The following is a 25,345-nucleotide window of genomic DNA, read 5'->3' as shown; positions in this document are numbered from 1 at the left end:
CATCGGATGCGGAGAAACCTTTTACCGGCCCGAGCGGCCGGGCGCCCCGCCCTCGCCGTCCTGGCCGCGGTCGGCATCACGGCGGGCATCCTCGTCGGTTGGCCGGCACTCGACACCGTGAACGGGTGCGGGCTCGCGACCGATCGGTACCCGTCCGGGACCGCGCGGGACTGGGTTCGGTACGCCGATGTCGTGGTCGTCGGCCGGGCCGTACGGGAGAGGGAGAGCGGGCGGGAGAAACTGGCGGCCGGAGCGTACGGCTACCAGCTGCAGCGGACCGTTGAACTGACCGTGCAGGACCGGCCGTTCAACTCCCGCACCCGCTCCCACCCCACCGTCGGGGCCACCCTCGACTATGTGGCCCCCGGCTGGAAGCTGCTCCGCGCCGACGGCACGACCCGGGTCCCGGACCTGACCGGCGACGCCCCGCGCGTCATACCCGGCCACACCTACGTCCTCGCCCTGCGCTGGGAGGGGGAGCGGTGGGTCGCGCTCGGGGAAGGGGCGGTGGTGCCGTTCGACGAGCAGGTCGTCGGGCGTGGGGAGTGGTGCGGGCGGGTTATCGACACGGACGCCTTCGCCCAGGGCGAGCGGACCGGCCGCTCGGACGACCACAGCCTGGAGAAGACCCTCCTCGGCCAGGGCCGTCCGGCCCTCGAACGGGCCCTCCAACAGGCGGCGCGTCAGGGGTCCTAGTCGAGGCGTCGCCCGGCGCGATGGGTGAAGGACGACAAGGATGGATGACGAGCGCGGGCGTGGTACTCGCAGGACTCAGGGGCTGCTGGGCTGCTGCACGACTGGAGGGACATGAGCATGTCGGACATGAACGTGTTCACCGACCGGCTGGACCCCGACATGTGCGTCGTGACGGCCCGAGCGGGCGGCGACCGTGCGGGTTGCCTGGTGGGATTCGCCTCGCAGTGCTCCATGCGTCCGGTGCGGTTCGTGGTGTGGCTGTCGAAGGCGAACCGGACCTACGAGGTGGCCTGCGCCGCCGGTTTCCTCGCCGTGCATCTGCTGACGCCGGACCGGTACGAGCTGGCTGCCCTGTTCGGCGGCGAGACCGGCGACCGTGTGGACAAGTTCGCGCGCACGCACTGGACGGAGCGGCACGGCGGGGCCGTCGTCCTGCGGGACGCGTGCGCGTGGTTCGTCGGCAGGATCGAGCAGCGGATCGACGGGGGCGACCATGTCGGCTTCGTCCTGGACCCAGTGCAGTCCGGCGGGCAGGACAAGGGCGAGGACGAGCCGCTGCTGCGGCTCTCGGACACGCTCACGATCGAACCGGGGCATCCGGTGCAGTAGGCCCGCCCAACCCGGATGACGGGGCGTTCGCGAGGAGTTTCGTTCCGACGTCGCTCCCACGCGAACACCACCTTGCGGCGGCGCGCCGCCCCGGTGCGCAGGCTCAGAGGTTCGCCGCGTGATCGGGGACGTAGGTCTGCAGATCACGGGGCGGGCGCTGGTATCCGGTCGAGGGCGGACGCGGCGGCAGCTTCAGGACGGCCGGAGGCACGTCGCGGTACGGCAGGGAGTCCAGAAGGTGGGCGATCATGTTCAGCCGGGCCCGGCGCTTGTCGTCGCTCTCGACCACGTACCAGGGCGCCTCACTGACGTCCGTGTGCACCAGCATCTCGTCCTTCGCCCGGGAGTACGCCTCCCAGTGGGTGATCGACTCCAGGTCCATCGGGGACAGCTTCCAGCGCCGCAGCGGATCCTCGAGGCGGCGCCGGAACCGCTCCTGCTGCTCGACGTCGCTCACCGAGAACCAGTACTTGCGCAGCAGGATGCCGTCCTCGACCAGCATCCGCTCGAAGATCGGGCACTGGCGGAGGAAGAGCTGGTACTCCTCCTTCGTGCAGAAGCCCATCACATGCTCCACCCCGGCCCGGTTGTACCAGGACCGGTCGAACAGCACGATCTCCCCGGCCGCCGGCAGCTGCTCCACGTACCGCTGGAAGTACCACTGGGTGCGCTCGCGCTCGGTCGGCTTCGGGAGGGCCGCGATCCTGGCCACCCGCGGGTTGAGGTGCTCGGCGACCCGCTTGATGGTGCCGCCCTTGCCCGCCGCGTCCCGCCCCTCGAAGATCACCACCAGTCGAGCGCCCTCAGCCCGCACCCACTCCTGCAGCTTCACCAACTCCGTCTGCAGGCGCAGCAGTTCCGTCTCATACGCCTTGCGCGGCAGTGTTGCCGCCTTCTTGCCGGCCATGCCGCCTCCACCGCCCGATGACCTATGCCGATGACCTCAGCGGTCACCCGTGCCCACGGTCGAACACCTGGACGCCACCGTACTGACCGACGACGCACCGCGCATCCTTGCCGCCGCCCTTACTGGCCGTCGCCTTCGCCGGCTGTTTCACGAAGCGGTGGGTCCCCGGCGGCGGCCCTCGCCTGGTCGAGGGCGCTGTGGATGCCGTCGGTGACGAAGGCGAACGTGGTGCCGCCCGCCTTGACCAGGGGCGGGCGCGGGCGGTGGGTGAGCACGAAGACCGGGGTCCGGAACGGCGGGTTGTCGCCCCAGAGCCGTCGAGGGAGATGGCCAGATCCGCGGTCACGATCACGATCGGGAACCGCTGTCTTCGACAAGCCACACTGGAAGAGCACGCACCCGGTACCGGGTGGCGCCGGTGAGGGTCGCCGGTGCGGCCACGCCGACCAGGAGGATCCATGCCCGCATCCAGCAGCCCGCCTGCCCGGCCCGTGGCACGGGCCGGCATCGCCCTGTGAGACCGTGCCGCCCGCCTCCTCGCCCGCCTGCACCACGGCCCCGCCTCCCGCGGGCTGTCGCGCCGGGCCCAGCTGCGGGCACTGCTCGCGGTGCTGGACGAGGCGGTGGCCGCTCAGCAGCCCGCCGATGCGGCAGTGGCCGCGTGCGGGGAGCCCGGCCCCGTCTCCGGGCGGACCGCCCAGGACTGCGGGCACGCGGGCTCGGCCATCGTCCGTCTCCGGGCTCGGCTGCTGGCACTGCCGCTCACCCAACCCGATCTGGTGGCGGCACAGGCGTATGCGGGGCGGCTGCTGGCCTACGACCAGTGGATGCTGCGCCAGTCGCTGAACCTGGCCTTCAGCACGCACCCCGACGCCCGTACACAGGAGGCCCGGCGGCGACTGAACGGCCTGGGCCGCCCCGCGGACGATCTGAGGCGGCTGCGCGACGCCCTCCGGACGGCCTGGGAGTACTGCCCCTGAGAGGGGCGAAGGTCCCGCCTGTCCCGTGGCGGCAGGCACGCGGCCGGTTCGGTCTGGTCGGGCGGGCTGTCGGCCGGGGAGGCCGGCGGGGATGATGGCAGACATGCGTATCCGTATCGAGGCCGTCGACCTGCCCGGACTCGTCTGCCGGTCTCCCGCTGACGGGGACGCTCCCGCCTACGCCAACGTCCATGTCGCCGTGCAACGCCGTGACCGTCCGGCCGAGCTGCTGGAGCCGCAACCCGGTGATGCCGTGTCCGCGACATGGACCCTGGAGTGCACCGCCGTCCCCTCGCCGTCCGGCACCGAGGTGAAGGGCCCGTACGTGCAGGACCGACTGGGCCGCCGATTCGTCTACCTGTCCTGGGGCACGGTCGACGAGGCGGGTGTCTTCTCGATGTTCCGCCGCGCCAAGCTCATGCTCGACGTCGTGCCCGCCGAGGTACTCGCGGCCGCCGCACGCGACGGCCTGCTGGTCGGACGCCTCGGGCTGACCGACGCGCACGGCGGTCCCCTGTGCGCACGAGTCGAACCCCCGCACATCACCTGGACCGCAAGCTCGATGTGACGCCCATCGCGATTGCGGAGGAGCTGCCGGAGTTCACGCGGCCTCTCCTGCCGGGCGTTCGACGGCGTGGGGCTGCCGCGCGATGCCGGTCAGTGTCCCGGTCAGCGTGATGGCGAGCATGGCGACGCCGATGACGAGACAGACCGAGGTGACGCCCAGACCGGCGGCGGCCGCGGTGGTGGCGGCCGCGCCGAGCGGACCCAGCGCCGAGTGGATGGTCCAGAACGAGGATGTGACCCGACCCAGCAGATGACTGGGCGTCACCTCCTGCCGCAGCGACATCGAGCAGATGCCGGCGATGCCCGTGCACATCAGGTTGACCGTCACCAGTACGGCGATCACCGGCACGGTCCGGGTCAGGCCCAGGCCGGCGACGGTGATCCCCGCGAGTGAGAACGCGCTGATCCAGCTCACGCCGAACCCGAGACGCCTGCGGACCCGGGCGACCATGGAGGAGGCGATGAACGTGCCGACGGTGCCCGCGGCCAGCACATAGCCGACCGTGGTGTCCGAGCGGTCCAGATCGTGCTTGAGCAGGTAGACGACGAGGTCCGTCAGCCCGTATGTGAGGAAGGTCAGCAGCGACAGCAGCACGGTCAGCGGGCGCAGCACGGGGTGCTCCCACAGGAACCGGGCGCCGGCCAGGAACTCCTGGCGTGCGGTGCCGCGTTGGGCCGCGGCGGCGGCTTTGGAGGGCTTGCTGTCGAACTTGACGAACAGGACGCCGACCGCGGCGACCGCGAAGGTCGCGGCGTCGATGCCGATCGCGGTGGCCGGTCCGGCGGAGGAAGCCACGAAACCCGCGAACGCGGGGCCGGCGACGCTCGCGATCGCATACGTCGCGTACATGTGACCGTTGGCCCTGGTGATCTGGTCCGGGTCGACAATGGCCGGCACCACGGTGACGTAGGTGACCTGGAAGAGCATCGAGAAGACACCCGCGACGGGGACCACGGTGTAAATCAGCCAGACCGGAGTCGAGAAGATCCATGCCAGCGGGATCACGAGGAAGAGCAGACAGCGCGCTCCGTCGGTGAGCACGAGGAGCCGTCTGCGGTCGAAGCGGTCGGCGGCGATACCCGCGAACAGACCGGCGACGATGGAGGCGACGCCAGTGAGGCCGGTGACGAAACCCATCTGAAGGACCGAGCCCGTGCTGTGCAGCACCAGCAGCGGCAGAGCCACGTAGGAGAAGGAGTCACCGAGCGAGGACAGGGTCTGGATGGCTAAAAAGATTCGGTAGGCGGAGTTGCTCCATAAAGAAGGAGGGTCGCTCCCCGGTTCCGCTGCCCGTGCCTGATTCTCAGACGTTTCCCCTGGTGACACAGTTCCCCTCCCGGTCCAGATCCCGGTGAGTAGATCACGCCCCACAATGGGCGACAACGAGTCGTGCATATCGATGCAGGACATCGAGGGCAACGAGTTCTGTCTCGACTGACCGTCCTCCGGCGCCCGGGTCAGCGGGCGAGAAGCCAGGTGCGGCTGGTGGCGATGGTGGTGAGTTCTTCGGTGGTGATGAGCGGGGTGGCGCCGCTGTGCGGGGAGGTGGGGGTGGGTGCGTTGTAGGCGGTCAGGGACATCCATAGTCCGTTCACGCGGAGTGCGTCGGCTCGGAGTTGGACGACTCCCGGCTGCTGGCCGGGGCTCTGCCTGGTGCCCACCTTGGTGCCGTCGGGCAGGGTCCGGTTCCAGAATTCCTTGTCGCCGGCCACCCGGGTGGCCTGGATGTATGTCCTGTGGCCGGTGGTGCGGTCGATCACGACGACGTGTCCCTCGGCCCCTGTGCCGCCTTCGGAGGTGATGTGGAGACGCTGGGGCAGGAGGGTTTTGAGGACGGGGAGGATGTCGCCCGGTTCGGCCTCGGTGCCCGGCTCGAGCGTTCCGAGCGGGTTGGCTTCGCCGTCGCCGGTGAAAGAGCCGTCGACGAACATCGCCAGGTAGCGCAGTTTGCCGGGGTTCATACGGGGGTTGCGGTTGACGGACGATGCCTTGGTCTGCCGGGCCGCCGGCAGGTTGTGCGTGGTGACGTCGATGAGGTATCCGCTGGGCGAGAGCATGGTGACCGCCCATTCCTTGACCCCGCCTGCCTTGCCCGCTTGGGTGTATCCCTTCACGGCCCGGTTGTCGGGCTGTTGCGTGCATTCCTCGTAGGGGGAGTCCTTGGCCGCCGGGCAGGTGATCTGTTTCTTCAAGGCGGGTTGGGACGGGTCGACGCGCCGTACCGAGAGGGTGACTCTCGCCGTGCCCCAGCCGTCCTCGAAGTCGATGGTGGCGGTGGCGGGCCGGGCGCGGTCGGTGCTGCCCGTTGCTTGGAGGTCTGGGTGGGCGACGATGATTCCGGCCCGGTTCATGCCGTTGTGCAGGATGTTCTTCATCTCCTGCGCGGTGACGGCGAAGTGACGGTAGTCGCCTGCGGGCCGTGGCGTCGCGGCCCGCTCGCCGCGGTCCGGGCCGTCACCGCTGTGCGGGGCGTTCAGCCGGAGTCCGGCGGTGGCCACGAGGACGACGGCCAGCGTGCTGCCGGCGACGACGCCGGCCCGGCGGCGGGCCAGCCTGCGACGGCCGCGTGTGAGGCTGCCTTCGGCGAGGGAACGCCGGTCGGTGGTGACGGCGCCCGCGGCGCGGCGGAGCGCCTTGGCGAGTTCGTCTTCGAAGTCCATGGGCTGAGCACCGGTTCCTTTCATGGTGCGGAAGGGGGAAACGCGCCGGCGCAACGGGACGGGAACCGTGCTTGGCCCGGCTGTTCGCCGCGGGAAGGCGTGAGCAGGAGGGGATGGGAGCGGGGTGGTTCAGGCGGGGGCGGTCAGGCGGGGGTGGTCAACTCGGTGAGGCTGCCGCCCAGTTGCCGGCGGAGTTTCGCCAGGGCCCGGGTGGAGCGGGTGCGTACGGCGGCGGGGCTGACGTTCAACGCGTCGGCTGTCTCCTGCACGCTGCGGTCCTCCCAGTAGCGCAGGACCACCACCGCCCGGTCCTTGGGCGGCAGTTCCCGCAGGGCTGCCAACAGCGCGAGCCGCAGTGCCGGGTCGTCCGTGCTGTGCGGAGGCGGGGGCTCGGGGAGTTCGGCCAGGGGGCGTTCGGTTGCGGAGTAGCGGCGCCGCTGGGTGATGAACGTGCGTACGAGAACGGTCTGGGCGTAGGCCGCGGGGTTGTCGATGCGGGACATCCGTCCCCAGCGGGTGTACATCCGGCTGAGTGTCTCCTGCACCAGGTCCTCGGCGAGGTGGCTGTCTCCGCTTGTGAGCAGGGATGCGCAGCGGTGCAGGTGTCCGGCACGCGCGGCGGCGAACTCCATGAACTCATCCGTCCGGGACCTGGTCCGGGACTTTCTCATTCCCACCCCTCGAATGCCGGCTGGTCGGCCTACATCTCTCCGACGCGGTCAGCCGGGGAAAATGTTTCATGTCATTTTTCGGGTGGACCGCGACCGCCCGACCTCGACCGTCACACGCGAGGTGATGCGCAACGGCGGCCCCACCGCCTACCGCGCCGACCCGGCCCACCGCGCCACCGAACGTCGTACCCGCCGACGTTGGAGGATCGCGCCCCGGGACCGCAGGCGCCCGAACAGGCCCACGGGCGCGATGCCTCCAGGTCAACCCGCGCCCAGCTCGCCGAAACACCTCGGTCGGCGCCGCCGGGCCGAGTCCGGACCACGGCCGGCCGGCCCGACTCTCCCTCGCCATCAGGGGCCGGCACCGGCTCCGACGTCACGATCCGCAGACGGTGACGGCCCTGGCCGAGGCCGCCGACGTGCTGCGAGCCGTCGGCGGCCCCGACGCCACCCCCTGCACGGGGTGGCATCTCAACCGGCGTTTCACCGTCGGTTGCTGACAATTCCCGGGTTCGTGTCAGCGCAGGGGGAGCGCCCGCGTGTGTTCGATGCGTACGGCGTCCAGGGAATGGGAGTTGAGCCCCAGGAGCCGCAGGATCGTCGGGGCGATCTGCGTGGTCCGCACCGAGCCGCCGACCTGTACACCTTGCGGGGTGGCGGCGCCGGAGACGACGAGCGGGACGTCGAGGTCGTCGGCGTGGGCGCCCCCGTGCTCGGCGATCTTGCCCTTGCCGCCGGTGTAGACGACGCCGTACCGGGCGATGCCGAACAGGTCGGGAACGCGGGAGTCGCCCGGCCGGGTGTGGAAGTACCGGGCGGCCTCGGCACCGGCGTAGAGGGTCGTGAGACCGCTCGCCGTGAAGGGCTTGGCCGTGCCGTCGATGCCGTTGCCCGTACCGGATCGGCCGAGCAGATATGCCTTGGCGAAGGCGGTGGCAGCCGGGGAGCGGTCGGTGAGCCAGAGGAGCATCGCATCGTCGTCCACGGCGTGCGCGACCATGTCGCCGGCACCGGGATGGGCGGCCTTCCAGGCGGCGTTGAGCCCGTCCAGGAGGGCGCTGTCGTCGATGCGGGTCAGCGCCTTGGGGTCCGTCGGCGACTGCCCGTGCTTGGCCGACAGGATGACCGTGGTGCTGCGGTCCAGGTGCCGCTGGTGGAGTTCGGCGAGGAAGGCCCCGACCTGCTGGTCGACGAAGTCGAGGTTCTTGGCCAGCAGCGGGCCGGGAACGCCCTTCGCCTGGTAGCCGCCGGTCAGCCCGTCGGAGGAGGGCAGCTTTTGGGCGGTCGACACCGACTGGAAGTTCATGCCGAAGACCGCCGGGGTGCCCACCTGGTGGGTGCGGCTGTGGTCGTAGCCGTCGATCTCGTTCAGCACGGCCCGCACCTTGTAGCCGTCGTACTGTTCGGTCGCCGCGTTGTCCTTCGTCCAGTCGCCGCCGGCCGGGTATCCGATGGCCGTGCTGTTGATCTCGGGGGCGAACAGGTCCTGGATGCCGTTGCCGGACGGGCCGTTCAGGATGTCGTACGCGACATGCTTGTCGGACCACGCCGTCCGCAGGCCGGCCTTGCGGGCCACGTCGAAGACCGTGTTCACCTTCAGGTACGAGTGCGGGTAGACCGGCTTGCAGGTCTTCGGGTCGAGCGGCAGCTTCGACGGGTCGATGAGGCTCGCGGCGTTGCCGGTCATCTTCAGGATGCTGCCGGGCAGGCCGGACATGCCCTGGCCCGCGTCGATCGAGTCCTTGTTCTTGTCGAGGTCCTCGGTGAGGTCGACCTCGGCACCTGGCTTGGCGCCGGCGCAGTCGGTCGTGCCGGCCGGGAGGAGCGCGGTGTCGTAGGAGTCGTCGTAGTAGACGCCCGTGGTGCCCGGGTCGCCGCCGGTGAGCTGGCCGACCATGCCGGGGAACGAGTCGGAGGGGACGGTGGTTGTCGCGTGCGTGTACTCCACACCGCTGCCGGCGAGCCGGGCGAGCGCGGAGTGCGGGTTGCGGTCGATGTACCAGGCCAGGTCGGACTGGTGCAGGCCGTCGACGGACAGCAGCAGGACGTGCCGGGCACGGGCGGGCGCCTGCGCCGGGGCGTGCGCCGCGGCGGGCGCGGTGGCCGTGGCGGTGAGGGCGCCCGCGGCGGCGAGCGCGGCCGCGGCCGCGGTGACGGTACGAGCGGTACCGGCGGGGCGGACGGGGCGGACTGGACGTGGGAACAACGATGCTCCTCGGTTGTACGGCGCGGGGGGCGGCGGCGAACCGTGCAACCACATGGGAAGGGGAGAACGTGTACGGGAGCGGACGTACGTGCCGGGTCCTGCCCAAGAAACGCATCAGCGCACGCAAAGACGTAGAGGCAGCCGGGGGAGGGGCGGGTTCGGCAGCGTGTTGAACTCCGCTGGCCCGTCCGACAGTCCTGATCGCGCTTCTCCGCCGTGGCCGGGACTCGGGGTCCCGCCGAGTCAGAGGAGGATGACCCGCTTGCCGCGGACGTTGCCGGAGCGGGCGCGGGCCACGGCCGTGGGGGCGTCGGCCAGAGGGATTTCGGCGTCGACGGTGATGCGGAGTTTTCCGGCGGCGGTGAGGTCGGCGAGGGCTTCCAGTTCGGCCCGGCTGGGGGCGGCGGTGAGGTTGACGGCGTGGATCTCGCGGCCGGCGAGCGCGTCGACGTCGGCGGCGTGGTTGGTGCTGATGTACCGGCCGCCGGGCTTGAGCAGGGCGGCCAGGGTGTCGATGCCGTCCTCGCCGGGATGGGTGACGAGGTCGAGGACGGCGTCGATGCCGTCGGGGTGGGCGGCCAGGACCTGGTCGGCGGTGGGTGCGGCGGTGAAGTCGATGGTCTCGTCGGCTCCGAGGGCGCGCAGATGGTCGGCGATGTCGCGGGTGGCGGTGGCCAGTACCCGTGCTCCCTGGTTCGCGGCGAACTGGATCGCGGACTGCCCGACACCGCCGGAGGCGCCGTTGATCAGGAGAAGGTGTCCGGTGTCGGGACGAGCGGCCTCGATGGCCTGATACGCGGCGACGCTGGCGGTGGGCAGCGCGGCGGCGATGGGGAAGGGCAGGTCGTCGGGCATGCGGGCGATCCTGCCGTGCTCGGCGGCCAGAGCGTATTCGGCGTAGGAGCCACGTCCGTGGGCGAGGTTCATGAACTGGCCGTAGACGGTGTCGCCGGGCCGGAACAAGTTCACCCCGGTGCCCACGCGTTCGACGGTGCCCGCGCCGTCGGAGCCCATGACGAGGGGGAAGAGGTGCTCGACGGTGCCCTGGAGGGCACCGTCGGCGACCTTCCAGTCGAAGGGGTTGAGCGCGGCCGCGTGCAGCCGCACGAGTACCTCGCCCGGGCCGGGCTCGGGTATCGGCAACTCGGTCAACTGCGGGGCGGCGCCGAAGCCGGTGATCACGACCGCTTTCACTGCTGCTCCCAGGTGACGGTGAGTTCGTTGCGGCGGCCGAAGCGTTCGAGGTGGCTGCCCACGACGTCCTGGATGGCGCTGAGCGCGGAGGCGTCGGGGGCGACTACGCGGATGAGCAGGTGATCCGCGGCGGGTTGGAGCAGGACGTCGGTCTGCTGGAAGGTGAGGCGGTGTCCTCCTTCGGGGGTCTCCTCGGTCGGGATCTTCCGGCCGAAGTGGGAGGCGAGTTGCTTGGCGTAGCGAGAAGCGGCGTCGGTGGTGGCGCGGCCGAGGGAGGTGGGCACGGCGTGACTCCAGGTGCGGGGGAGCGAACGGCCGGACCAGCCGACCGGAGGCGTGGTGGCGTCGGGGGTGTGGATGCGGTTGCTCCTGCGACGAAGGAGCGAACCGAGTGTTTCAATCTTGAAACGCTCTCCGGTGTCGACCATAGCCTCGCCACGTTCAAATTTGCACCATGCCGGCGGTGTTGTGGGTCACACGCACGTCAGGCCTTCGTGCGACGAGAACGTCGTTGAACGGCGAGCTCAGTCGCGGGGCGGAGGCGTGTAGAAGTCGCCGACGGACGTCCAGACGCCGTTCTTCACGACGACGCGCTGCACGCTGCGCGTGCCGATGTGGTTACCCGCGCTGAACCTCATCACCGGCGACACCCCGGGGTCCACATCGGACGCCTTCTGGTACGCCGCGGTGAGGGACTGGGACGTGACGGGCCCCGTGACGGTCTTCGCGATCTGGGCGAACACCTTCGCGTTGCTCCAGCCCCACAGGGCGAGGAACCCGGCGCTCTGACCGGGCTCGTACTTGGCCATCGCGGCCCGGAACTCCTGCACCGCGGGGTCCTGGTCCGAGGGCGCCTTGACCAGCTGTACGGCCTTGAGGCCCTCGGCGGCGTCCTTGGCCAGCGAGACGGTCGACTCGGCGGCGACGGGAGCGTAGGCGTAGGTCGGCAGCGAGAGTCCCTGGAGCTTGGCCTCCTTGAGGAAGGCGGCCGCCTCGGGGGAGGTGAGGATCAGGACCACCGCCTGGGTCTTCGCGGCCTTCACCTTGCTGATCACGGGGGTGTAGTCGGTGGTCTGGTACTTGACCGGCAGCCGGTCCACCTCGACCGACGGGTCGATCTTCTTCGCGACCGGCTCCACCTGCTCGGCCACGTTCACGAACGCGGCCGGGTCGCTGTGCACGACGAGGATCTTCTTCGCGCCGTCCTGCACTGCCCAGGCGGCGATCGCCGAGGCCTGGTCCTCGTAGAGGGTCTGGGTGCCGAACAAACCGGGGCGCGGCGGCTTGTACCAGGACTGGGCGCCGCCCACCTCGTTGAGGACCGGCACCTTGGACTGAGTGAGGACGAACGGGAAGGCCGCCTCCGCCTGCGCGGTGCCGTTCGCGTTGACGATGGCCACGACCTTGTCCTGGCCGACCAGTTCGCGTGCGATCTGCACGGTCTGCTGGGGGTCGGCCGCGTTGTCCTTGACGGTCCACCGGATCTTGCGCCCGTTGATGCCTCCCTGGGCGTTGATCATCTTGAAGTACGCGTCGGCGCCCGCCTTCTCGGCTACGCCGTATGTGGCGGTGGCGCCGGTGAGGGGGAGCCACGCGCCGATGTGGATCTCGGAAGAGCTGCCACCGGCTGCCGCGGAGTCCTCACCGGCACATGCGCCGGCGGTCAGCGCCAGCGCGGCCAGTACGGCTGTCGCTCCCGCAGCGCGGCGGAATTTTCTCATTGTCCGGAACACGGCCCACCTCGTTCACAACGGGATTTCAAACAACGGGATTTCAAACGACGGGATTTCACACAACGGGACTTACTACGGGATTTCATAACGGGATTCATGACGGGATTTCAGTTCACCGGGGAGATCCGGGCGGAGGCCGCCGTGGTCGTGGCGGCGGCTTCCAGACCGCCGCTGAAGTAGGCCGCTTCCGCCAGGGCGGCGAACGCCGGGTCGCCCGGCCGCCCGTGGGCCGCGACGACGCCCTCGTGCAGCACGGTCACCTCGTGGCACACCGACATGGCCCGGCTGAGCAGTTGTTCGAGCAGGACGACGGTCAGCCCGTCATGGGCCAGCCTGGCCAGCCGGTCGTAGACCTCGTCGACCAGGGCGGGGGCCAGCCCGAGCGCCGGTTCGTCGACGATCAGGACGTCCGGCCCGACGATCAGAGCCCGGGCGATGGCCAGCATCTGCTGCTCTCCGCCGGACAGCCCGCCGGCGGACGCGGACAGCCGGTCGCGCAGCCGGGGCGGCAGCCACTGGACGGTCTCCTCCAGCCGTTCGCGCAGCGGCGCACCGGTGATGCCCGCCGCGTACGCCGCGACTTCGAGGTTCTCCCGCAGGGACAGTGTCTGGAACAGCGCCCGTCCTTCGGGCGCCAGACTGGTGCGGACGACTCCGCTCGTCTCCCGGTCGCCGCGGGCGGGTGTGAGGGAGCCGTGCAGGATGCCGGCCAGCGTGCTCTTTCCGGCTCCGTTGGCTCCGGCGATGCCCAGCACGGCCCCCTGGCGGACGTCGAGGTCGACGTCTCGCAGCGCGACCACGCCGCCGTACGCATGGCCCACGCCGTGCAGGCGGATCATGCTGCGGTCGCCCACCTGCTCGGGCGGCCGTGTCCTGCCGTCGACCGTCCCCAGATACGACGACCGCACCCTCGGGTCGTCCAGAACGGTGTCCGGGGTGCCATCGCCGATCGTGCGGCCGAAGTCGAAGGCGAGCACCCGGTGCGCGACGGAGAAGAGGTCGTCGAGGACGTGGTCGATGACGACCACGGCGGTGCCGTCGGCGTGCAGTCGCCTGATGTGCCGTGCCAGCAGGGCGCGTTCACTCGCGTCGAGGCCGCCGAACGGCTCGTCCAGGACCAGCAGTTTCGGTTCCCCGGCCATCGCACGGGCCAGGTCGAGACGCTTCTGCAGGCCGAACGGCAGCTCCCCGGGGCGGCGCTGCGCCATGTCCGCGAGACCGACGGAGTGCAGCAGCCGTGCGACATCGGCCCGGTCCTTGGCGGTGACGCGGCGACGGGTGCACAACACGTTCTCGGCGACGGTGAGTTCGGAGAAGACCTCCGCGTGCTGGAATGTGCGGCCGATGCCCAGTCGCCGTCGTGCTGTCGCCCTGGCGTTGAGCAGGGGCCGTCCGGCGAAGTCGGCGCTCCCGGTGACCCGGCCGTTGCCGGTCAGCCCGGACAGGGCGTTCAACAGGGTCGTCTTTCCGGCGCCGTTGGGCCCGATGACCGCCAGGATCTCGTTCTGCCGCAGGGTCAGCGAGGCGTCCGACAGGGCTTTGAGTCCGCCGTAGGAGACCGACACGTGCTCCAGCTCCAGCAGAACGGGGCCCTCACCCGTGGCCGCGGACGCCGGCTGGACCGCCGTGAGCTCCGCCGACGCCTCGGCTGGCGTCGACAAGGGCAACGGCAACGGGACTTCGGCGTCCCGTTCCCGCAGCACACGCCTCGCCAGGCTCCGTACAGGCCTGGCGAGGAACGGCACGACTCCGCCCGGCAGGAAGAGGAGCACCCCGATCAGCACAAGACCCTGTACGACCGGTTGAGGCAGTCCCACGGCGGACGACAGCGAGGGGTTCCAGGTCAGATAGACGCCGCCGGCCACCGCGCCGAGGACGGTGCCGACCCCGCCCAGCACACACGCCGCGATCAGTGAGATGCCCAGGGTCAGTGAGAACGGATCCGGGCTGACGAACCCGGTGATCAGCCCGAGCAGCACCCCCGCGAAGCATGTGCACGCCCCGCTCACCGCGAACGACAGCGACGACTGCGCCTCCGGCGCGATGCCGATCGTACGGGCGGCCAAGGGGTGCGACTTGGCGGCCACCAGCCGCATCCGCAGCCCCGAGGCGGCGGCCGGCACGGCCAGCGCGAGGATCACGGCGGCCGCTCCGACCGCGAGGTACTGGGCATCGGTCCCCCCGCCGGTGAGGGTGCCCAGGCCCAGCGCGCTGCGCAGCTCGATCACCGGCACTCCCTGGTCACCGCCGGTCACGCTGCTCCAGCGGTTGATCAGCTCCAGGGTGACCGTCGTGAAGGCGAGGGTCAGCAGGGCGATGTAGAGCACGGAGAACCTGGCGCCGGCGTACCCCATGAAGGCGCCCAGGGCCCCGCCCGCGGCGACGGCGCCGAGGGCCACCGCTTCCAGGGGCCAGTCGTGGCCGCTGCCGTACGCCGCGAAGTAGGCGCCGATGGCGAAGAAGGCGGGGTGGCCCACCGACCAGATACCGGACCAGCCGGCGAGCAGGCCCACCGACAGCACGACGATCGTGTACACGGCGGCGAGTCCCACCGAGTACATCTGGTACGCGGGAATCGCGCCGGAGGCCATGAACGCCATCAGGACCGCGCCGGCGGCCGGGCCCAGGGCGGCCCTCGCCAGGAGGGAACGGTTGAAAACCATGGATGCGACCCCTCAGACCCGTTGGAAGGTGCGGGTGCCGAACATGCCCTGGGGACGGATCAGCAGCACCAGCACGGTGAACGAGAACACGAACGTGTCCCGGAAGCTGGCGGAGACGTAGTTCGCCGCCATGTTGTCCAGGACACCGATGGTCAGCCCGCCGAGGACGGCGCCGTACATGCTGGTCAGACCGCCCAGGAAGATTCCGGCGAAGGCGCGGAACAGGGGCGCGACGAGCGCGGTGGGCACCAGGCCGGAGCGCGGGGCGTACAGACAGGCGGCGAGTGCGGCGAGGCCCAGGCCGAGTGCCCAGGAGATCCGGGCCAGGCGCTGTGCGCTCAGCCCGACCACGCGGGCGGTGTCCGCGGACTCGGCCACGGCGCGCATGGCCGAGCCGAGGGTGGTGCGCGAGAACAGATAGCCCACCAGCGCCATCGCGACGGCGGCGACGGCGATCGTCAGCAGGCTCTGGACCGGCACGGCGGCGCCCGACCAGCGCACCGTCCCGTCGACCAGGCTGGGGAACGCCTTCGGCTGATCGCCCCAGATCGATCCGGCCACGCTTTCCGCGATCAGGGACACGCCCATCGTCACGACGAGCGCGGAGAACAACTGCCCCTGTCCCAGCGGCCGGATCACCGTCTCGCGGACGAGGAGACCCGCTGCGACGGTGATCGCGACGGCGGCGAGGACGCCGACCACCGTGGCGACACCGCGGTCGTGGAGGGAGACCGCAACGTACAGGCCCAGGGTCGCGAGCGACGCCATCGCGAAGTTCACGACGTCCGTGGCCCGATAGATGATGACCAGCCCGAGACCCATCAGGCCGTACACGGCTCCACTGGCCACACCGCTGACCAGGACAAGCAGGAACTGACTCACAGCTCCTCCCTCGGGGAAGGGCGCGTTCGCGCCACGCATGCAGAAAGCATGATCACCTCATCGACCGCAGAGTTAAAGTGAACTCAATTCAGTAAGCTAGACACTGCGGCGCCGGACGGGCAAGCCTCGTGCACGGGATTTGTGCCGGGCGGCGACCGGGCTCAGCGTGCGAGGGTCGTCGGTGACTCGGTGAGCGCGGTCCGCGCCGCCGTCAGGCCGAAGACCAGTGCGGGGGCGAGGCCGCCCGCGTAGGCGCGCCGGTACAGCCCGCCCGCGTCCGCTCCGGCCGCGAGCAGACCGGGCACGGCGCCTTGCCCGACCCGGTCCCCGCCCGGGCCCATGCCCATGTTCATGCTTGAGTCCGAGTCCGAGTCCGTTCCCATGGACGGGCCCGTGAGTCCGGCCGGGTCCGCGGACAGGACGTGCGCGCCGGCGTCGATGAGCAGCCCCCCGAAGGTGAACGTGATCGCCGGGGCGGCCTCGACGACGTAGAACGGCGGCTCGTCGAGCGGCCGATGGTCCAGCAGGCGCCCCGGCGTCGCTGCGACGCCCTCGCTCGCACCGGCGTTGAACTCCTTGATGCGGTCGCGGATCGTGGCGCCGGGATAGCCCCATTCCTCGGGCATCGACGCGAAGTCCGTCAGGCTGTCGGCCACCGCACTGCGGGCGCCGGCGCGATGGCAGAGCTGGAACTTGTCCACGCCGGGGATGCCCTCCACGTACGAGGCGCTGATCCACTCGCGGTGCACCCGTGCGTCGGCGACCAGCAGGCCGCGGCCCTGCGGCCGTTCCAGCAGCGCCATGGCGGTGAGATGGTCCCCGAGCGTCTCGTCGACGAAGCGTTCGCCCGTCGTGTCGAACAGCAGGGCGTGCTCGCTGTAGTAGAGGGCCAGGTCGACGAAGCGCGCGGGGTCGGCCAGTGAGACGCCCGCCGGCATGAGGTGTCCGTAGAAGCCCGCGTCCTTCTTGCCGAACGCCGCGCCCGCGGTGCGCCCGAGCGCGAGGCCGTCGCCCCGGCTGTGCGGGTTCGCCCGCAGTCCGATGTCCGCGGCGCGGGGGTGGACGTGCTCGGCGCACAGGCTCGGATCCCCCTGGAATCCGCCGGTCGCGAGCAGGGTCCAGCTGGCCTCGATCCGGCGCACGGATCCGTCCGGCAGGAGACAGTCCGCCCCCTTGACCGCGCCGTTCTCCGTCACGAGCGAACGGGTCCCGGTGGCGGTCAGCACTTCCTGGCCCCGGCGGCGAATCAGCCGCTCGCATGTGTCGAGGTAGTGGTTGGTGTCGAGCTGGTGCCCACGGCCGAAGCCGAGCACGGGCACCGGCGGCCGGCACTCCACACCGAGCGACCGTATCCACTCCACGCCGTCGGCGAACCCGTCCACGAGGGCGGCGGCCAACGCCGGGTCGCCGTCGGGGTTGACCCGGCGCATCTCCTCGACGGTCGGGGTCGTCCAGACGAAACCGGCGAAGCGTGCGGAGCCGCCGGTGCGTTCCGCCTTCTCGACCAGCACCACGGAGCCGCCCTCGGCGGCCATGTGGGCGGCGGCCGTCAGACCGGCCATGCCGCCGCCTATCACCAGCAGATCCACTGTCTCCGCAGTCATAGCGGGTCCCACCGCCTTCATGTCGCCGAGTAGTGACAGAAGACGCTAATTGAACTCACTTCTGGAGTCGAGAGGATGGTGGCAGAGGGTGCGGCAGTACCGTTTTCGGCCGATCGGGTCAGTCGGGGATCAGTACCGCACGGCCCCGGACGTCGCCGGAGCGTAGCTTCGCGATCGCCTCCGTCGCGCCCGACAGCGCGAACCGCTCGATCCCCGCCTTCAGTACGCCGTCGCGCGCCAGGGCGACCACCGCTTCCAGTTCGGGCCGGGTCCCCCAGAAGGGCAGCGAGATCCGCGTCCCGGGCGGGAGCGCGCCGGGCTTGCGGACCGTCAGCTCCCCGCCGCCGCTGCCCACCACGGCCAGTTCGCCGCCCGCTCGCAGTACGGCCGCCCCCAGTTCCAGACTGGACCGGCTGCCGACGAAGTCGAGCACCGCCACCGCCCCGACCCCGCCCGTGCGGCCCCGCAGGACCGTCGCGGTGTCGGGGCGCAGGAGCGTGCCGAAGTGCGCCCCGCACTCGTCGGCCAGGGCGAGCGCCTCCTCGCGCACGTCCACGGCCAGTACCTGCGCGGTCGTCGTGGCGCGCAGGATCTGGACGGCCAGGTGCCCCAGGCCGCCGATGCCGAGGACGACCACGCCCGGGCCCGCGTCGTCGCCGGCTTCGTCGCTCGCGCCGTCACCCAGTGCGCGCCGGGCCGAGGCCACGGCGTGGTACGCGGTGAGCCCGGCGTCCGACAGGGGCGCCGCCTGTGCGGCGGCCAGGTCGGCCACCGGGACCAGTGACCGCCCGGACGGCACGAGCAGCAGGTCGGCCATCCCGCCGTCGCGCCCGAGTCCCGCACCGGTACCGACGCGGTCCGCGTCCAGGGCCGCACGCCGGTCGCAGTAGTTCTCCGCTCCGATCACGCAGCGTGCGCAACTTCCGCAGCCCCAGGGGCCGTAGACGACCACGCGCTCGCCGACCGCCGGCCCCGTGGCCAGCGGGCCGCGTTCCACCACCCGGCCCGCGACCTCGTGCCCGAGGGTGAAGGGGATCCGGTAGGGGAGATCGGCCGGCCGCGCGTCGATGACGTGGAGGTCCGAACGGCACAGGCCCGCCGCCTCGACCCGGAGCAGGACCTCTTCGCCCGTGGGGGTGGGCCGCGTCACCTCGGTGAGGATCGGTGGACCGCCCCAGCGGGTCAGTCGGACCGCTCGCGTCCTGTCTGTTGACATACCTGAGACAGTAACAAAAATGAAGTCAGTTCAGTAGATGACGATGGGGTGGTGGCCGTGCATGGACGGTGAGCACACGAGGCGCTTCGTCGGGCGGATCGCGCTCGTCACCGGCGCGGGATCCGGCATCGGTGCGGCGGTCGCCCGGCGACTGTGCGCGCAGGGCGCCGAGGTCTTCGCCGCGGACGTCGACGGCCCGGCGGTGCAGGCCGCCCTCGCGAAGGAGATGCCGCGAGTGCACCCCCTGACCGTCGACGTGGCCGAACCGGCGCAGGTCGACCGGGCCTTCGACGAGGTCGTACGGCGGCACGGACGGCTCGACGTCGTGGTGCACGCGGCCGGAGTGGACGACCCCGCGGCCAAGGAGTGGATCGCCGAGGCCCTGCTCGCACAGCGGCCGCCGGAGGTGACGGGCCGGCTCGGTGACGACGCCTGGCGGCGCGTCATGCGCGTCAATCTGGACGGCACCTTCCACGTGCTGCGCGCCGCCCTGCGGGTCATGACGCCGCACCGGTCGGGAGCCGTCGTCACCGTCGGCTCCTCCTCGGCCTTCGACGCCCAGGCCGGCTATCCGCACTACGCGGCCTCGAAGGCCGGCGTCCATGCGCTGAGCCAGTCCGCCGCCAAGGAGGCGATCGCGTTCGGCGTCCGCGTCAACACCGTGGCGCCCGGGCCGACCGACACCGGCATGGCCGCCCGGACCCCCGAGGCGCTGCGCAGGGGTTTCGCCGATCCGCGTGTGCGCCCGTACGCCACGCCGGAGGAGATCGCCGACATCGCCCTGTTCCTGGCGAGCGAGGAGGCGGCGAACCTCGTCGGGGCGGTGCTGCTGGCCAACGGCGGACGGTTCACGGTGTGAGAGCGCGCCGCGGGCACGGCCGTCGGGACGGCTGCGGCCCGGCGTGGCCGTCCCGCACGGTCGTGCCCGCGCGGCGGAGCCGCACGACGACACAGTCCCGCGCCCCTGGACGGGTGCGGCCGAAGGAGGTTCCCATGTTCCGGCTCGACGCCGATCCCGCGATGCTGCTGGAAACCGAGGAGCAGGGCCAACTGCGAGCGGTGCTCAGGGACTTGCTCGCCGAGACCTGCGGGCCCGAGGAGATCCGCAGGCAGACGGAGAGCCCGCGCGGGCACGACCGGGCGCTGTGGGAGCGGCTCGCCGGCGAGATCGGTGTGCACGGCCTCGCGGTGCCCGAAGAGTACGGCGGCGCCGGCTACACCTTCGCCGAACTCGCCGTGGCGCTGGAGGAGGCCGGGCGGGTGCTGTGCCCCGCGCCACTGCTGAGCACCCTCGTCCTCGCCGGCCACGCCCTGCTGGACAGCGGCGACCGACGGGCCTGCGCGCGCTGGCTGCCGGGCCTCGCCGCCGGTGCGCGCACGGCGACGGTCGCCGGATTCCTGCACCCCGCCGTTGTGACGGCCGAGCGCGGCCGGGACGGCTGGGCGCTGCGCGGTGAGGCCGGTTTCGTGCCCGACGGGGCGGACGCCGATCTGCTGGTGGTGGCGGCGCGCGCACCGGACGGGGAGCGGCTGTTCGCCTGCGAGCCGGACGGCGGGACCTGCGACCGTACGGCTCGGCGGGTCCTCGACCCCACCCGCCGCCAGGCGCTCGTCCGTTTCCGGGGAGCCCCGGCCGAGCCGGTCGGTGAGCCCGGACGGGCGGCGGAGGTCGTCGACGCCGTCCGCGACGCCGCACGCGCGGCTCTGGCGGCCGAGCATGTCGGCGGCAGCGCGCACGCCCTGGACGCCGTACTCGCCCACGTGTCCCGGCGGACCCAGTTCGGCCGTGTCATCGGCTCGTTCCAGGCGGTCAAGCACCGGCTCGCCGACCTGCTCGTCGAAGTCGAGGGCGCGAGGTCGGCGGCGGCCTATGCGGGCGCCTGCCTCGCCGCGCGGGCGCGGGAACTGCCCGTGGCGGCGAGTACGGCGGCGGTGGCCTGCACCGGCGCCTACCGGCTCGCCACCACGGAATACGTCCAGCTCCACGGCGGGATCGGCTTCACCTGGGAGCATCCGGCCCATCTGTATGTACGCCGGGCCCGGGCCGACGAGGCGCTGTTCGGGACGGGTGACGACCATCGCCTGCGCCTGGCCGGCCTGCTCGGCCTCACCGGCCGTACCGACTGAGCGCGCGCCGCCCGCCCTGAGCGGTCACCGCTTCCCGATCCATTGACAGGGCCACCCATCGCCCACAGAATCGAACTCAATTCAGTTCAGTTTGGAGGAGCTCATGGCAGTCGAGGACGACATCCAGTTCGAGCGGGACGGTCAGGTCGCGCGGGTCTGGCTCAACCGCCCGCACAAGAAGAACTGCGTGACCGTGCCGATCCTGAACCGGCTGGACGAGATCATCACCGAGGTCGACGCGGACCCCGAACTGCGTGTACTGGTGCTGCGCGGGCGTGGCAACACCTTCTGCTCCGGGTTCGACCTGGACAGCCTCAAGGCCGACTTCGTCGGCAGGTCCAACGCGATCGACGTCGCCGTGCTCTCGGCGAAGGTCTGCGACCGGCTCTACTCGATGAGGACGCCGTCGATCGCCGTCCTCGAAGGCCATGTCACCGCGGGCGGCTTCGAGTTGATGATCTCCTGCGACTTCGCGATCGCCGCGGACGACGCCCTGATCGGGGACTTCCACATCCGGCGCGCGCTGTTCGGCGGCGCCGGACCGATCTACCGGGTGCCGCGCATGATCGGCGTCCGCAAGACCAAGGAGCTGATGCTCACCGGCAAGCTGCTCACCGGGGTCGAGGCCGCCGAGTTCGGCCTCATCAACTCCTCGGCGCCCGCCGACAAGCTCGACGCCACGGTCGAGGAGTTCGCCGATCAGCTCATCGACAAGAGCCCGTTCACCATGTGGATCACCAAGATGACCATCGACCGCAGCCTCGACGCCGACATCCAGTCGCTGATGGTCATGGAGCACCTCGCGGTCGGCGTGATGCTCAACTCCGAGGACGCGGCGGAAGGCGTGGCGGCGTTCCTGGAGAAGCGGGAGCCGCAGTGGAAGGGCCGCTGAGCGACACCCCGGAGCCCGGGAGCCGGCTGCGCGGTTCCCGGTGCGCCGACTGCGCGGTGGCCGCCCACCCGGCCCAGCCGACGTGTCCGCGCTGCGGAGGACCGGCCGAACCGGTCCTCCTCTCCGGCACCGGCACCCTGTGGACCTGGACCGTACAGCGGTACGCGCCCAAGTCGCCGCCCTACGTTCCACCAGCCGCCGGATTCACCCCGTTCACCGTCGGATACGTCGAACTGCCGGAAGGCGTCCGCGTGTTGGCGGCCCTCGACATCCGGCCCGAGGACGCGGAGATCGGCATGCCGGTGACGATCGGCGCGGCAGGCGGCGTGCCCAGGGCCACGGGAGCCGCCGGATGAGCGGCGAGGACGTATTCGTCTGCGGCGCCGGGATCACCTCCTTCGCCCGCACGCAGGCGAGTGGCCGGCAGCTCGCCGTGCAGGCCGTCCGCGCCGCGCTGGCCGACGCCGGACTGCCGTGGTCCCGGGTGCGGGCCGCGTACGGTGGCAGCGACGCGGCCGGCAACGCCGACACACTGGTCGCCGAACTCGGCCTGACCGGCGTGCCGTTCACCAATGTCCGCAACGGCTGTGCGACCGGCGGCAGCGCGCTGGTCGCGGCCACCCACGCGATCCGCTCCGGGGCGGCGGACGTGGCCCTCGCCGTCGGCTTCGACAAGCACCCGCGCGGCGCCTTCGACCCGCGGCCCGCGGACTGGGGGCTCGACGACGCCTACGGCCGCGACGGGCTGATGGTGACCACACAGTTCTTCGCCATGAAGGTCCAGCGGTACATGTACGACCACGGCATCAGCCCCCGCACCCTCGCACAGGTCGCCGAGAAGGCCTACGGCAACGCAGGCCTCAACCCGCACGCATGGCGCCGCAAGCCGCTCGACGCGGACGAGATCCTGGCGTCCGGCATGGTCAACGACCCCCTGACCCGGTACATGTTCTGCTCGCCCGGCCAGGGCGCGGTCGCCCTGATCCTGTGCAACCGGACGGTGGCCCGCGAGATCGGGGCGGCACCGGTGGCGCTGCGGGCGGCGGTCGTACGGACCCGGCGGTTCGGCTCCTTCGAGGTGTTCAGCCCCTGGGCGCCGCCGGGTACCCCGACGAGTGTCAGCACGGACGCCGCCCAACGCGCCTTCGAAGAAGCGGGGTTGGGGCCGCGCGACATCGACGTGTGTCAGTTGCAGGACACCGAGAGCGGCGCCGAGGTGATGCATCTGGCCGAGTGCGGGTTCTGCGAGCACGGCGAGCAGGAGTCGCTCATCCCGTTCGGGGCGACCGGGATCGACGGCTCGCTGCCGGTCAACACGGACGGCGGATGCATCGCCAACGGCGAGCCCATCGGCGCCTCCGGACTGCGCCAGGTCCACGAGGTCGTGCAGCAACTGCGCGGCCGGGCGGGGGAGCGACAGGTGCCGGGGGATCCGTCGACCGGCTTCACCCATGTGTACGGGGCGCCGGGGGTCAGCGCCTGCACCGTGCTGACCCGTTGAGGGGCCCGTCGAGAGTCCTTCGAGGCACCCCAGAGAGGAGGATCATGGACGGCATACCCGACCCGGACGACTTCCGCGCCGAGGCCCGGCAGTGGCTGAAGGGCGTGGCGGCAGCTCGCGCCGCACATCACGAGTGGGGCCGCGGCGACGACTCGGTGGCCGTCTTCGAGAACTGGACGGAGGCCGAGGAACGCACGCACACGGACCGGACAAGGGACTGGGAACGCACCCGATACGACCAGGGCTGGGGCGCCCTCGCCTGGCCCGCGGAGTACGGCGGCCGCGAACTTCCCGCCCACTACGAGCAGTTGTACCGGTCCGAGGAGTCCGCCTTCGACGTTCCACGACGCACCGAGATCTTCCCCGTCACCCAGCAGCTCGTCGCGCCCGCCGTCCGCATCTGGGGGACGCAGGAGCAGCAGCGCCGCTGGCTGCGCCCCATGCTCCGCACCGACGAACTCGCCTGTCAGCTGTTCTCGGAGACGGAAGCCGGCTCGGACCTCGCCGCCGTCCGCACCCGCGCCGTGCGCGAGGGCGACGGCTGGATCCTGCGCGGCCACAAGATCTGGACGTCCGGTGCCCGGGTCGCCACCTGGGGGGTGGCCGTCTGCCGCACCGATCCCGACGCGCCCAAGCACGCGGGCATCACGGTCTTCCTGGTCAGGATGGACACGCCGGGCGTGACCGTACGGCCCATCCGGCAGATGACCGGCGGCGCCAGCTTCAACGAGGTCTACCTGGACGACGTCCGGGTGCCCGACACCGACCGGCTCGGCCCCGTCGGCGAGGGCTGGCGGGTCACCCTCACCGTGCTCGCCGCCGAACGCCTCGACTCCGGCGGACTCGGCCTGGACAACGCCGACCGCGCCCTCGACCTCGCCCGGCACCTGCCCCGCCCGCTCACCGGCGGCGAACAGCAGCAGGCGGCCGACCTCGCCGTCCGCGCGCTCGTCCAGCGGCTCACCGGGCTGCGCGTGACGTCGGCGCTGGCGGCCGGCCGCGAACCGGGCGCCGAGGCCTCGGTCGGCAAGCTCCATGCCACCGCGACCATGCGCGCCACCACCGACCTCGTCCAGCAACTCCTCGGACCACGGCTGGCCGCCGACACGGGGGAGTGGGGCACCTTCGCCTGGACCGAGCACCTCCTCGGCGCTCCCGGCTACCGCATCGCCGGCGGCAGCGACGAGATCCAGCGCAACATCCTCGCCGAACGGGTGCTGGGACTGCCCAAGGAGCCGAAGGGAGCGGGACGTTGAGCACGACGACCGAGGTGAGCGAACTCGCGCGCCGGGTCCGTGAGCAGCTGGCCGAACGGCACCCCGACGACGCCTTCGGTGACCTGCGCACCCTGCCGGGCGGCCACTCGGGGCTCACCTACTCCCTCACGGCGGGGCCGGTCTCCTACGTCGTCAAGGCGGTGCCGCCGGGCCGGCGCCCCGTCGGCCGCAACGACGTGCTCCGCCAGGCCCGGATCCTGCGCGCGCTCGCCGGATCACCGGTGCCCGTGCCGGGCGTGGTCGCACTCGACGAGAGCGAACCGGCCTGGTTCGCCATGGAGTTCGTCGACGGCGAGGCGATCGAGCCCGTCCTCGACGAGCACCGCCTCGACCCGGGCCTGTGCCGCACCCGGATGTCGGCCCTTGCCGACGTCCTGCGAGACCTGCACGGCACGACGACCACAAGCAGCGCCGAACCGCTCGACCCCGCAGGGGAGTTGGACCGATGGAGCCGCACCATGCGCGCGGTGCCGCCCGAACTCCGCTCCGGAGCCGACGAGGTGATGGACGCCCTGGCCTCACGCATCCCCGCAGGAATTCCCCCCACCCTCATCCACGGCGACTTCCGCCTCGGCAACGTCCTGTGCCAGGGCGCACGACCGGCCGCCGTCGTCGACTGGGAGATCTGGGCGTACGGCGATCCGCGCATCGACCTCGCCTGGTTCCTCCTCTTCGCCGACCACCGCAACTTCCCCCGGCTCGGCCGTGCCGTCCCCGGCCTGCCCATCGAGGAAGAGCTGCTCACCGCCTACCTCGACGGACACCCCGAACCTGCGGCCTTCGACTGGTTCCGTGCCCTGGCCCGCACCAAGATGGCCGCGATCATGGGCCACAACCTGCGCCGGCACCGCGAGGGTGAGCACCACGACCCCGACCAGGAACGGCTGCCGCCGACCATCGCGGCGATGATCCGCACGGCCCGCGACCTCCTCGCTCGACGGCCCTGAAGGAGCCAGCCC

The 25,345-nt window shown here is 71.4% G+C and carries 23 protein-coding genes and 2 pseudogenes; 12 read left to right on the top strand and 13 right to left on the bottom strand.

Features of this window, described 5'->3' with window-relative positions:
- Positions 1–6 precede the first annotated feature (6 nt).
- On the top strand, positions 7–696 hold the full coding sequence (locus tag ACZ5SK_RS32155) for a hypothetical protein (RefSeq protein ID WP_334574278.1): 690 nt from the start codon (positions 7–9) through the stop codon (positions 694–696).
- Between the two features lie 117 nt (positions 697–813).
- A complete protein-coding gene (locus ACZ5SK_RS32150; RefSeq protein ID WP_334574277.1) occupies positions 814–1,305 on the top strand; it encodes a flavin reductase family protein in 492 nt (163 codons plus the stop codon).
- Between the two features lie 103 nt (positions 1,306–1,408).
- On the opposite strand, the gene ppk2 is transcribed toward ACZ5SK_RS32150, so the two are convergent.
- Both ppk2 and ACZ5SK_RS32140 read right to left on the bottom strand, forming a co-directional pair.
- The gene (gene ppk2, locus ACZ5SK_RS32145; protein ID WP_361703823.1) at positions 1,409–2,212 is read right to left on the bottom strand and encodes a polyphosphate kinase 2; all 804 of its coding nucleotides are present in this window, start codon (positions 2,210–2,212) and stop codon (positions 1,409–1,411) included.
- A 161-nt stretch (positions 2,213–2,373) separates the two neighbouring features.
- A pseudogene (locus ACZ5SK_RS32140) lies at positions 2,374–2,523 on the bottom strand (dihydrofolate reductase family protein); the annotation flags it as partial.
- A gap of 297 nt (positions 2,524–2,820) precedes the next feature.
- On the opposite strand from ACZ5SK_RS32140, the gene ACZ5SK_RS32135 reads away from it, so the two are divergent.
- Both ACZ5SK_RS32135 and ACZ5SK_RS32130 read left to right on the top strand, forming a co-directional pair.
- Positions 2,821–3,192 carry a hypothetical protein gene (locus tag ACZ5SK_RS32135; protein ID WP_334574273.1) on the top strand — a complete coding sequence of 124 codons (372 nt, stop codon included), beginning with the start codon at positions 2,821–2,823 and terminating at the stop codon, positions 3,190–3,192.
- Positions 3,193–3,295: 103 nt separating this feature from the next.
- The gene (locus ACZ5SK_RS32130) at positions 3,296–3,760 is read left to right on the top strand and encodes a DUF5990 family protein (RefSeq protein ID WP_334574272.1); all 465 of its coding nucleotides are present in this window, start codon (positions 3,296–3,298) and stop codon (positions 3,758–3,760) included.
- Between the two features lie 33 nt (positions 3,761–3,793).
- On the opposite strand, the gene ACZ5SK_RS32125 is transcribed toward ACZ5SK_RS32130, so the two are convergent.
- The 3 genes from ACZ5SK_RS32125 to ACZ5SK_RS32115 all read right to left on the bottom strand — a co-directional run bounded on the left by ACZ5SK_RS32125 (position 3,794) and on the right by ACZ5SK_RS32115 (position 7,091).
- On the bottom strand, positions 3,794–5,086 hold the full coding sequence (locus ACZ5SK_RS32125; protein WP_361703819.1) for an MFS transporter: 1,293 nt from the start codon (positions 5,084–5,086) through the stop codon (positions 3,794–3,796).
- A gap of 131 nt (positions 5,087–5,217) precedes the next feature.
- A complete protein-coding gene (locus tag ACZ5SK_RS32120) occupies positions 5,218–6,420 on the bottom strand; it encodes a hypothetical protein (protein WP_334574268.1) in 1,203 nt (400 codons plus the stop codon).
- Positions 6,421–6,563: 143 nt separating this feature from the next.
- Positions 6,564–7,091 carry a SigE family RNA polymerase sigma factor gene (locus tag ACZ5SK_RS32115; RefSeq protein WP_334574267.1) on the bottom strand — a complete coding sequence of 176 codons (528 nt, stop codon included), beginning with the start codon at positions 7,089–7,091 and terminating at the stop codon, positions 6,564–6,566.
- A gap of 13 nt (positions 7,092–7,104) precedes the next feature.
- On the opposite strand from ACZ5SK_RS32115, the pseudogene ACZ5SK_RS32110 reads away from it, so the two are divergent.
- Positions 7,105–7,346: pseudogene (locus tag ACZ5SK_RS32110) on the top strand (MarR family transcriptional regulator); the annotation flags it as partial.
- A 262-nt stretch (positions 7,347–7,608) separates the two neighbouring features.
- Here ACZ5SK_RS32110 and ACZ5SK_RS32105 read toward each other — a convergent pair.
- The 8 genes from ACZ5SK_RS32105 to ACZ5SK_RS32070 all read right to left on the bottom strand — a co-directional run bounded on the left by ACZ5SK_RS32105 (position 7,609) and on the right by ACZ5SK_RS32070 (position 18,589).
- The gene (locus tag ACZ5SK_RS32105) at positions 7,609–9,297 is read right to left on the bottom strand and encodes an alkaline phosphatase family protein (protein WP_361703815.1); all 1,689 of its coding nucleotides are present in this window, start codon (positions 9,295–9,297) and stop codon (positions 7,609–7,611) included.
- A 243-nt stretch (positions 9,298–9,540) separates the two neighbouring features.
- Positions 9,541–10,491 (bottom strand): NADP-dependent oxidoreductase, encoded by a 951-nt coding sequence (locus ACZ5SK_RS32100; RefSeq protein ID WP_334574264.1) that lies wholly within the window; start codon positions 10,489–10,491, stop codon positions 9,541–9,543.
- Positions 10,488–10,775 carry a DUF2218 domain-containing protein gene (locus tag ACZ5SK_RS32095; protein WP_334574262.1) on the bottom strand — a complete coding sequence of 96 codons (288 nt, stop codon included), beginning with the start codon at positions 10,773–10,775 and terminating at the stop codon, positions 10,488–10,490. Before ACZ5SK_RS32095 ends, ACZ5SK_RS32100 begins: the two co-directional genes overlap by 4 nt.
- A 240-nt stretch (positions 10,776–11,015) precedes the next feature.
- Positions 11,016–12,224 (bottom strand): ABC transporter substrate-binding protein, encoded by a 1,209-nt coding sequence (locus tag ACZ5SK_RS32090; RefSeq protein ID WP_361703812.1) that lies wholly within the window; start codon positions 12,222–12,224, stop codon positions 11,016–11,018.
- 107 nt (positions 12,225–12,331) lie between these two features.
- Positions 12,332–14,887 carry an ATP-binding cassette domain-containing protein gene (locus ACZ5SK_RS32085; RefSeq protein WP_361703809.1) on the bottom strand — a complete coding sequence of 852 codons (2,556 nt, stop codon included), beginning with the start codon at positions 14,885–14,887 and terminating at the stop codon, positions 12,332–12,334.
- A 12-nt stretch (positions 14,888–14,899) separates the two neighbouring features.
- A complete protein-coding gene (locus tag ACZ5SK_RS32080) occupies positions 14,900–15,769 on the bottom strand; it encodes a branched-chain amino acid ABC transporter permease (protein WP_334574256.1) in 870 nt (289 codons plus the stop codon).
- A 161-nt stretch (positions 15,770–15,930) separates the two neighbouring features.
- Positions 15,931–17,373 (bottom strand): FAD-dependent oxidoreductase, encoded by a 1,443-nt coding sequence (locus ACZ5SK_RS32075; protein WP_457494832.1) that lies wholly within the window; start codon positions 17,371–17,373, stop codon positions 15,931–15,933.
- 118 nt (positions 17,374–17,491) lie between these two features.
- Complete coding sequence (locus tag ACZ5SK_RS32070) at positions 17,492–18,589, bottom strand: NAD(P)-dependent alcohol dehydrogenase (protein ID WP_361703802.1); 1,098 nt, start codon at positions 18,587–18,589, stop codon at positions 17,492–17,494.
- 61 nt (positions 18,590–18,650) lie between these two features.
- On the opposite strand from ACZ5SK_RS32070, the gene ACZ5SK_RS32065 reads away from it, so the two are divergent.
- The 7 genes from ACZ5SK_RS32065 to ACZ5SK_RS32035 all read left to right on the top strand — a co-directional run bounded on the left by ACZ5SK_RS32065 (position 18,651) and on the right by ACZ5SK_RS32035 (position 25,333).
- Positions 18,651–19,448, top strand: coding sequence for an SDR family NAD(P)-dependent oxidoreductase (locus tag ACZ5SK_RS32065; RefSeq protein ID WP_334574250.1), 798 nt, complete (start codon positions 18,651–18,653; stop codon positions 19,446–19,448).
- A 134-nt stretch (positions 19,449–19,582) separates the two neighbouring features.
- The gene (locus tag ACZ5SK_RS32060; RefSeq protein WP_468576766.1) at positions 19,583–20,716 is read left to right on the top strand and encodes an acyl-CoA dehydrogenase family protein; all 1,134 of its coding nucleotides are present in this window, start codon (positions 19,583–19,585) and stop codon (positions 20,714–20,716) included.
- A 103-nt stretch (positions 20,717–20,819) separates the two neighbouring features.
- A complete protein-coding gene (locus ACZ5SK_RS32055; protein ID WP_334574247.1) occupies positions 20,820–21,608 on the top strand; it encodes an enoyl-CoA hydratase/isomerase family protein in 789 nt (262 codons plus the stop codon).
- Positions 21,593–21,964, top strand: coding sequence for a Zn-ribbon domain-containing OB-fold protein (locus tag ACZ5SK_RS32050; RefSeq protein ID WP_334574245.1), 372 nt, complete (start codon positions 21,593–21,595; stop codon positions 21,962–21,964). The genes ACZ5SK_RS32055 and ACZ5SK_RS32050 overlap by 16 nt, the downstream gene beginning before the upstream one ends.
- Positions 21,961–23,109, top strand: coding sequence for a thiolase family protein (locus ACZ5SK_RS32045; protein ID WP_334574243.1), 1,149 nt, complete (start codon positions 21,961–21,963; stop codon positions 23,107–23,109). Before ACZ5SK_RS32050 ends, ACZ5SK_RS32045 begins: the two co-directional genes overlap by 4 nt.
- 44 nt (positions 23,110–23,153) lie before the next feature.
- Positions 23,154–24,365 carry an acyl-CoA dehydrogenase family protein gene (locus ACZ5SK_RS32040; RefSeq protein ID WP_334574241.1) on the top strand — a complete coding sequence of 404 codons (1,212 nt, stop codon included), beginning with the start codon at positions 23,154–23,156 and terminating at the stop codon, positions 24,363–24,365.
- Positions 24,362–25,333, top strand: coding sequence for a phosphotransferase family protein (locus ACZ5SK_RS32035; protein WP_361703795.1), 972 nt, complete (start codon positions 24,362–24,364; stop codon positions 25,331–25,333). The genes ACZ5SK_RS32040 and ACZ5SK_RS32035 overlap by 4 nt, the downstream gene beginning before the upstream one ends.
- Positions 25,334–25,345: the final 12 nt, after the last annotated feature.

The sequence above is a fragment of the Streptomyces sp. NPDC031474 genome, from assembly GCF_055581185.1.
The sequence above is the reverse complement of the archived record's forward strand: the minus strand, read 5'-3'. Positions and strand labels throughout refer to the sequence as shown.